6 protein-coding genes are annotated in these 6,284 nt (G+C 43.8%); 3 read left to right on the forward strand and 3 right to left on the reverse strand.

Going from position 1 to position 6,284, the window contains the following annotated elements:
* Positions 1-123: 123 nt before the first annotated feature.
* Positions 124-1,197, forward strand: a complete 1,074-nt coding sequence (locus F6K37_RS29870) for a hypothetical protein (protein ID WP_287254106.1) — start codon at positions 124-126, stop codon at positions 1,195-1,197.
* Between the two features lie 372 nt (positions 1,198-1,569).
* On the opposite strand, the gene F6K37_RS29875 is transcribed toward F6K37_RS29870, so the two are convergent.
* On the reverse strand, positions 1,570-1,791 hold the full coding sequence (locus tag F6K37_RS29875) for an Hfq-related RNA-binding protein (RefSeq protein WP_008190019.1): 222 nt from the start codon (positions 1,789-1,791) through the stop codon (positions 1,570-1,572).
* Positions 1,792-1,993: 202 nt separating this feature from the next.
* Here F6K37_RS29875 and dapF point away from each other — a divergent pair, with 202 nt between their 5' ends.
* Positions 1,994-2,845 (forward strand): diaminopimelate epimerase, encoded by an 852-nt coding sequence (gene dapF / locus F6K37_RS29880; RefSeq protein WP_287254109.1) that lies wholly within the window; start codon positions 1,994-1,996, stop codon positions 2,843-2,845.
* A gap of 22 nt (positions 2,846-2,867) precedes the next feature.
* Here dapF and F6K37_RS29885 read toward each other — a convergent pair whose 3' ends face one another.
* Positions 2,868-4,241 (reverse strand): UDP-N-acetylmuramoyl-tripeptide--D-alanyl-D-alanine ligase, encoded by a 1,374-nt coding sequence (locus F6K37_RS29885; protein ID WP_008190024.1) that lies wholly within the window; start codon positions 4,239-4,241, stop codon positions 2,868-2,870.
* 332 nt (positions 4,242-4,573) lie between these two features.
* Between F6K37_RS29885 and F6K37_RS29890 the strand changes: the two genes are divergently transcribed.
* Positions 4,574-5,860, forward strand: coding sequence for a Sll1247 family protein (locus tag F6K37_RS29890; RefSeq protein ID WP_008190025.1), 1,287 nt, complete (start codon positions 4,574-4,576; stop codon positions 5,858-5,860).
* Between the two features lie 112 nt (positions 5,861-5,972).
* Here F6K37_RS29890 and F6K37_RS29895 read toward each other — a convergent pair.
* Positions 5,973-6,284: aminoacyl-tRNA hydrolase (locus tag F6K37_RS29895; protein ID WP_287254112.1), on the reverse strand; the 312-nt coding region annotated here is incomplete at its 5' end.

Consider the following 6,284-nt stretch of genomic DNA (forward strand, 5'->3'; position numbering starts at 1 on the left):
GTTTCCAATTCCATCTAGTTTGCAGATGAACGGGACCGGGAATCTTGAGCCAGGTGCCATCATAAAAGGACATCTAACTAAGGTCGATAGTCTATCACACTAACGGTTAGGCTAATTCGGTCGATGGATGCTCTATATCAATCAATACCAAACTATGAAATAGTTTTTTTAAGGGTAACTCACGATTGCCAAACTAAGTCGAGGTTTAAATTAATGGACAGTTGGATCATCAAGCTCCATGATTTCATTGGTGAAATCCCATTCCTGGTGATTTCTTTAATTACAGCCGTAACATTTTGCTTTTGGTTAATTCCCTACACCACTGACTTGATGGTGAGCTGTGCAGCGGGTCTTGCTGGTGACTATTTAGGGCGCGAGCAACGCACCTTGGTGATTAACTCAAGTACCAATAATCCTGAGTTACTTTTAATGCTTGTCTCACTGGGATTAGGTAGGCTAGGAGGGATAGCTACCCCACTAGGCTCCAATTTTGCCAACATTTATCTTATGTTTATTGTTGCTCCATTATTTGTTTTAGTTAAGTGGTTTTTTAAGAGGGATTTCAATAATATCTTAAGTCTACTTACTCTAATTAATAGTGAAAAAAAGTTGGTTGTTTGGCATTCAATCATGTCTTTAACTATGTTTGGATTTGCCAGTGTAGCCTATTGGTGCCTAACGGGAGGGTTTCAGTTTAATTATTTATCAGAAGACATCCCATTGAGAACATGGCACTGGTTATTAATCGGAGTGTTTATCTGTATAATTGGGATCGGTATATTTGTGTATTTTGAAAATAACTTGAAAACTAAGCGCCCAGGATTATTTGAAGATATAACTGAGGAAGATTTTGAGTCAAGTTGGTGGAAGTTTATTTTAGGTACTATATCACTGACGGTATTATGTTATATTTTAAATGCCTTATTTTTGGCGTATACGGAACTCTATAGTTCAGTATTAAGTCAGTGGTTGGGCTCAGCAGTTTTTGTGGGATTACATTATTTTATTGGTAGTCTGATCTCTTCTTTACCAGAAGCTAATGTAGCAATAAAAAACTATGAACGTCTAACTTCACCGGATCTCAATACAGCCCTAGCATCAGCAAGTCAATCAAATATGACTAATCTTGCCCTGGGATGCTTGGGCTGTATTATTGCAACTATATTGTTACTGACTGGACTAAGCTATAAGTTGTAAATCAAAAATAAAGTACGAAGTATGAATGTAGAATGCAGAATTTAGAATGTAGAATTAAGAAGGCAGAATTAAGAAGGTAGAATGGTGAAGGCAGAAGGCAGAAGGCAGAAGGCAGAAGGCAGAAGGCAGAAGGTAGAAGGCAGAAGGCAGAAGGCAGAAGGCAGAAGGTAGAAGCCAGAAGTCTAAATTCTAAATTCTAAATTCTAAATTCTAAATTCTAAATTCTAAATTCTAAATTCTAAAAGGTTGAAGGGTAATGCTTGGTTGTGGATCAAGTTTTTAGTTAACCTTGATCCACCAATAAACCCATTTCAGCCTACCCTAAACCGAAGGCTATCCGGCGAACAGTCTTGAGCCTTGAGCCTTGAGCCTTCAGCCTTCAGCTGCCTCTGGCTTTAGATAAGCGATCGCATGATGAGGGATCATGATGGTCTGCTGATCTTGAGTGATCAGACACAGGCAGTTTTGATCTTGCCAGCACAACTTCCCCCTGAAGGAATCCCCAGTGAGAAGTTTTAGCTCTAGGAGTTGTTGGTCTTTGATATAGCCTTGAATTTGACTAATACTGGGCAAGCCGGTATCGAATTGGGCCATAATCACAAAAAATCGTGGGATGTTTGGGAACCCTACCAATCATAACCAATCATACTTGGCCAGGAGGGTTTTTGGGATTTTGGGCAGCATAATCAGAAAAAGTATTTTAATCAGTCGGTAGCTAAATCGACGAAAATTCGCGAAACTTAAACAAAAGGCTGCAAAAGAATTACCATTGCGCCAGAGCAGATGAATCAGGAGGTTGACTATGGAGTTTACAAAGTACCATGGACTGGGGAATGACTTTATTCTGATTGATAATCGGGATGACCCAAAACCCAGAATAACCTCAGAGCAAGCGCTACAGCTATGCGTGCGCAATTTTGGAATCGGTGCAGATGGTGTGATTTTTGCCCTGCCTGGACAAGAGGGTACTGACTATACGATGCGGATTTTCAACTCTGATGGTTCTGAACCAGAGATGTGTGGTAATGGGATTCGCTGTTTAGCAAAGTTTCTGGCTGATTTAGAGGGGGCTAATCACAAAACACACTATCGGATCCATACCCTGGCTGGGGTGATCATTCCTGAACTCAAGGACGATGGTAAAGTCAGGGTGGATATGGGCATGCCCCAGCTTAGTGCAGCTCAAATTCCGACTGTTTTGGCAGAGGCTGACCAAAAGGTAATCAATACCCCGATCGAAATAGCTGACAAATTATGGGAGGTTACCTGTGTCAGTATGGGTAATCCTCACTGTATCACCTTTGTGGAGGATGCGGATGCCATACCTCTGGAAACTATTGGTCCGCTGTTTGAGCATCACTCAGTTTTCCCCCAACGAACCAATACAGAATTTATCCAAGTGGTGCGCCCTGATTATCTCAAGATGCGGGTTTGGGAGCGGGGTGCTGGGGCAACTCTCGCCTGTGGCACGGGGGCTTGTGCTTCTGTGGTAGCTGGTGTGTTAACTCAGAAAAGCGATCGCATTTGTACCGTGGAGCTTCCTGGTGGTTGTCTCGACATTGAATGGTCCGAAACCGACCAGCGAGTTTACATGACTGGGCCAGCTGAGCAAGTTTTCAGCGGTAAACTATCGCCAATCTGGGGATAAGTCCAGATTTGTTGGCTCTGTATCAATCTTGCTTGGAAAATCCTGCTTTAAACTGCTTGACTACCTGATCGAGACCAACGGAATGGGAGGCTTTAAACAATAGACGATCTCCAGGTTGGACAAACTCCAGTAGATGTTCCACTAGAGGATTAGAGTCACAGAAAGACTCAACTGGCACCGAAGTAACACCGGTTGCGATCGCTTCCGCTTCTGGATCACTTTCATCCACCAAAATCCGCAAGCCATCTAGATTTAGTTGCTCAACCTTTTGACCCACTTGCTGATGAAGTTCACCGGATTGGGTTCCCAATTCCTTCATCGCCCCAAGTACTGCTATATGTCGTTTCCCAGGAGTCTGAGCCAGCATTTCGAGAGCAGCTACCATAGATTCAACTCCAGCATTGTAGGTTTCATCGAGAATCACTACATCGTTAGGTAACTCATAACGCTGGGATCGCCCTGGGGGTAGCTCAACGTTTAAACCATTCCTGAGGGTTTCCCAATCCACCCCCAATAATTTCCCAATGGCTAGGGCCGCGAGATAGTTCAGGGCATTGTGGCGACCTGGGAGGGGGATGGGAAACTCCATGCCCTCTACTTTCAGGATTTCCGGTGCAATCAACTGTCCTTGGACATCACCACCCTCTAAACCATAGGTTAAGGTTTGCCCTTGCCAAACCTGAGCTGCGGTGTCAATTAGGCGTTGATTGTCGTGATTGAGAACCGCGACACCGTTGTTGGACATATGGGCTAATAACTCACACTTGGCTTTTGCGATCGCTTCAGTAGAACCCAACAGACCAATATGAGCTGTACCCACATTAGTAATAACCCCCACGGTAGGGTTGGCGATCTCGGTCAACTCAGCAATCTGTCCTGAACCACGCATTGCCATCTCGATTACAGCATAGTCATGGTCTGGTGTCAACTCCAGCAAGGTTTTGGGTACACCGATTTCATTGTTGTAATTGGCCTGGGTTTTGAGTACAGTTCCTTTAGTAGACAAAACTGCTGCGATTAGCTCCTTAGTGGTAGTTTTGCCTACAGAACCAGTGACAGCAATCACCGGAATCTGAAACTGGTCACGCCACCACCGAGCAATTTGCTGGTAGGCTTTGAGAGTATTTTCTACCTGAATCAGGGGCAAACCTTCGAGTTGGCTAGCGTTAGTCGCCTCAGCAATGACCGTTAATGCCCCCTTCTCTACTGCCAGAGCTGCATAATTATGACCATCAAACTTTTCACCCCGCAGTGCTAAAAATAGTTGACCCGGCTCCAGGTTACGGGTATCAGTGGTAATGCCAGTGAATGACTTTTCCAGGATTTTTTCTGGAATGCCTACTGTCTTGGCGGCGAGAATGTCAACTAATTTTCCTACAAGAAGCCGACACACCATAACCTTATTGTTCTCCCAGTGTCCTAATTGTGCTGTTTTCTCTAAACGCTCTATTTTCCAGGTAATTCAATAAATTTCACATTGTTTTTACTTAATTTTCACAATTTCCACTGATTGGCACAATTAGGTAAATACTAGATGAAGATATACTAATACTATAATAGCTCACCTAAAGTTTAGGTGATCATTAGAATATATCTACTGCCGTAGATATATTGTGATACCCCAAACTCTCTTTGTGTTAGCTAAGCCATTTAAAGTTGAATTTTCATCTTCTCAAGCCAACCACCATTGATGAGCCCTAGCTTTAGCACCTAGGAGAGCTACCTAAAGTGACCACCTGGAGAGACTCTAAAGAATCGGAAATTCGACATATTAGCTTGCAAGAGCAGCAAGTTTACAATCACTTACTCCAGTGGGTAAGGGTAGAATCACCCAAGCAATCAATTGAACGCTTCAAAAGGCTCTTCCTGGATGGAGTGGGATACGAAGATTTTGACATCTGGTTGGCCTTGGAAAAGATAGTAATGGATAAACGGGCTCGGACAGAGTTCCGATTTGTGATCAATCGCTGCTGCCATATTCTGATCAATCACTGGCATCTGAAACCAAACACCAGAAGAGCAGTCCAAGAATTGGTAGCTCTGTTTGATCATGTGCCGTCTCCAATGAGGGTTCACTCTCGGGCTCCTAGACGCCTGCGGGAACTAATGCAGCTGTTCAAAAGAACAGAGCAATATCTAACTTTGCAACGTCTGTCCATAGTAATGAGTGATACACCTCTATACTCTAATGGTTCTAAGCGAGTGGCAAATTTGATTCAGCGGTATCCCTACTTATATGAACATTGCTTACTCAGTGAAGACAGCTCTCAGGAATATCAGCAAACTGTCCGGCAAGTTCAAGCTAGGGTTCAACGGCGCTTTGAGTGTGATTTATCTAAGTACGTAACCTATCAGGTGCGATGCGCCCATGTCATGCGAAATCGGCAGATCAGGACTCCAAGACGAATTATTCAACCAGTGTCAAATCCCACATTGCTGACCGAACGAGAGTTGGCGAGTGCTCTCAAGCAGTTTTTTGGCAAAGTGCAAGGGTCTTACACTTACCAAGATGTTGCTCGTAGCTTCCATACCCACAGTCAGCACACAGCCTGTTTCAAAGACTTCAAGGACGATTTATATGAATATTTGATTGCCTCGATTGACCCGGCCTATGGGAAGCAACAGTTTAACAAGCGGTTGTATAGTCATTTGCAAAACACCTTGTCTGAATGGGATTACCAAAGGCCAAATGAATTTATGGTGGTGCGCACCTGTAGTCAATTGTTAAATTTTTTGGTGGTGGAAAGCCCTCAGCGCCCCCATCACTATACATTTGTTGATTTGATTGGCAATATAGGAACCACCATTACCACTGGACTATTGCTCAAGATTGTATTGATCTGCCGTAAAGTCAAGCCCTATTTAGAAAAGCGATTTTCGATTTTGTTTAACCACTACGAGTCCCAAACCAGAAACAGCGTACCCTGGTTAGTCCCGTCTCTGGAAAACTTGAATATTGCCTTGAGTGTACACTTTGGCTCAGCTGATATCTCCTGCCTTAATCAGATTATGTAAGTTATTGCGTAGCGCTATAACTATAGCGTTTATCATACCTATGAGGTACACAGAATTTGTTACCACTTCCGACTTCCCTACTCCCTACTCCCTACTCCCTACTCCCTACTCCCTACTCCCTACTCCCTGTTCCCTTTGCTATAGTTGCTAGATTCCGATTATTGTAGAGACTCATTGCTTTTTCCACACCTTGCTTAAGAGACAGTTCAACCGCCTCAACGGCTAGTTGGACTACTTCAGACATTAAATCGGCTTCTTGGGGTGAAAATTTTCCTAGGACGTGGGAAATCGTGTTTGGCTTCTGACTGGATTTGCCGATGCCAATCCGCAGGCGAGGGAAGTTTTGCGTACCCAGATGGGCAATTGCGGATTTCATGCCATTGTGTCCTCCCGCTGAACCAGAAAGGCGCAGACGCAAACGCCC

The sequence above is a fragment of the Moorena sp. SIO4E2 genome (assembly GCF_010671945.1).
Taxonomy (GTDB): domain Bacteria; phylum Cyanobacteriota; class Cyanobacteriia; order Cyanobacteriales; family Coleofasciculaceae; genus Moorena; species Moorena producens.